The organism is Streptococcus sp. E17BB (genome assembly GCF_041807725.1).
Classification (GTDB): Bacteria; Bacillota; Bacilli; order Lactobacillales; family Streptococcaceae; genus Streptococcus; species Streptococcus entericus.
In genome coordinates this window covers 1-1,776 of the sequence record NZ_JBGTZC010000069.1, presented here as the reverse complement: position 1 = coordinate 1,776, position 1,776 = coordinate 1, and the positions used below count along the sequence as shown (strand labels likewise).

Genomic DNA, 1,776 nt, shown 5'->3' with positions numbered 1-1,776 from the left:
CAGAGGTCTGTTCATAGACTCTTTTGACTCCAATAGAGCTGACTTTTTTACCATAGAATTTCCTTTGCTCAGGTCCTGAGAAATAAGGTGGGTCAACAATAGCTAGGTCAAAATAATTATCTGGATAGCACCTCATGCCTTGAACACAATCTTGGTTCAAGAATATACTCATTACTCAACTTCCTCTCTTCTTCAAAAATTCTGGGGCTTCATCGCCCACCTTGATTGTATCGTACTGCTCCTTTGTGACCAGAAAACGGCCATAGGTGCCGACCTCAACGGCATAACCCGTCTCGGTAATTTCCTTTTTGGTAACCTTACCATGCCAAGCCCCGCCGTAGCTATCCACCTGATAGTAGATGACCTTGTGCTGAGTGACTTTGGCTTCCAACTTATCCATTTTGTGGATAATAACCAGCGGTGATAGTAGGATGACGATATAGGCACATAAACTGCCTAGATTTTCAAAATGCTTCATCCCTCCACCTCCTTAGCCCATCGCCAAGCCCACTCAAAGTCTTTCTTAATTTCATTCTCAGTTAGATGGAACTCAGGTTCTTTCACCCAGTATTTCGTGTAATCTTCCATCTGATTTAGAATGATGTAGTCAGCAACTTTCTCTAGGACAGTTATCCCATCATGGTTTGGGTTAGGAATCCTCACCGTATACAGCCTCTCTGGCTCAATTTCATAGCCATCTAAATAGGCTCTAGCTATTAAAAGTTCCTTGTCCTTCTCAGTTTCTTTATCGCTATCAAACCAAGCAATAACTTCTTCAGGCATTGCATACTCTATAGCATTAGTTAGACACTCACCAATACCATAATTTTTAGCTTTACATTCCTCAATCCAATCCGCCACAAACTTCGGAATAACGACTCTTTTCGGTTCGTCAATTTGGTTGATGATACTAAGTACAGATTTTTTTGAGATAGGTTCATCTACGAAATGCTCATACTCTCCCATATCGATAATTACCTTAATCGCTTCTTCTACGTTCATCTTCCTTCTCCATTTCTTCAATTTCTACCTCAATCCGTGGATTGAGGCTGTAAAACTTGCCCACCGTATGCAGAGCAATCTGACCATCATCTTGAAAGACAATACCGCTCATGCTGTCGTACAGGGCTTTCTCATAATTGTCAATATCAGGCTTTTTACCTACTGGTATTGACTCCGCCTGCAAGGCTGCCTGATTTTTCTTAGGCTTAGAAACATACTGGGGCGGTTTGATGTAGAACCTCACATCTGCCCTCAATGCCCCCTCAAGCGTGGGCTGCCCCATGTACTGATTGGCAATAAGCAACCTGCACCGCTCCCGCCAAGACTTCATTTCCTTGTCCTCGTAAGTTGCGGTAAAATTGCCACGTCTCGCAAATCGTGGGCGACTTTGGGGCTTAGGTTCGATATTTAAGACTAACTTCAACTCAATTCCCCTTTCAATCCGCAAAGGTCAAAGAGGTTACGTTTGTTAGACTCAACATATTCAAAGAATGCCTGTAACTCAGCAAACTTCCTCTTTTCAGCCTTCACACCGAGACTGCTATGAAACTCAATGTCATCAGTTGGACACGCTCTGATATCTAACCAGTACAACGGTTCAAAAATGTCCCCATTCTCATCAAGGGACGGTTCGGCATCTTGATTACGAAAAACCATTTTGATGTCATAACCAATCATGTTATCTATTGTGATTTCCTTGTTTTCAATCTCAATCACAATAGAGGTTTTAGGTACGTTAATCTTTGTCAGCATATTCTGTCTCCATTCTGCTTG

General features: G+C 42.2%; 4 protein-coding genes and 1 pseudogene. All 5 read right to left on the bottom strand.

Annotation, left to right across the window (positions count from 1 at the left end):
- Positions 1-172 (bottom strand): annotated as a pseudogene (locus ACERC7_RS10565) (site-specific DNA-methyltransferase); the annotation flags it as partial.
- A 3-nt stretch (positions 173-175) separates the two neighbouring features.
- Positions 176-478, bottom strand: coding sequence for a DUF1372 family protein (locus ACERC7_RS10560; RefSeq protein WP_373666897.1), 303 nt, complete (start codon positions 476-478; stop codon positions 176-178).
- Complete coding sequence (locus ACERC7_RS10555; protein WP_373666896.1) at positions 475-1,002, bottom strand: DUF1642 domain-containing protein; 528 nt, start codon at positions 1,000-1,002, stop codon at positions 475-477. The genes ACERC7_RS10560 and ACERC7_RS10555 overlap by 4 nt, the downstream gene beginning before the upstream one ends.
- A complete protein-coding gene (locus tag ACERC7_RS10550; RefSeq protein WP_373666895.1) occupies positions 980-1,426 on the bottom strand; it encodes a RusA family crossover junction endodeoxyribonuclease in 447 nt (148 codons plus the stop codon). Before ACERC7_RS10550 ends, ACERC7_RS10555 begins: the two co-directional genes overlap by 23 nt.
- Positions 1,423-1,755, bottom strand: coding sequence for a hypothetical protein (locus tag ACERC7_RS10545; protein WP_373666898.1), 333 nt, complete (start codon positions 1,753-1,755; stop codon positions 1,423-1,425). Before ACERC7_RS10545 ends, ACERC7_RS10550 begins: the two co-directional genes overlap by 4 nt.
- Positions 1,756-1,776: the final 21 nt, after the last annotated feature.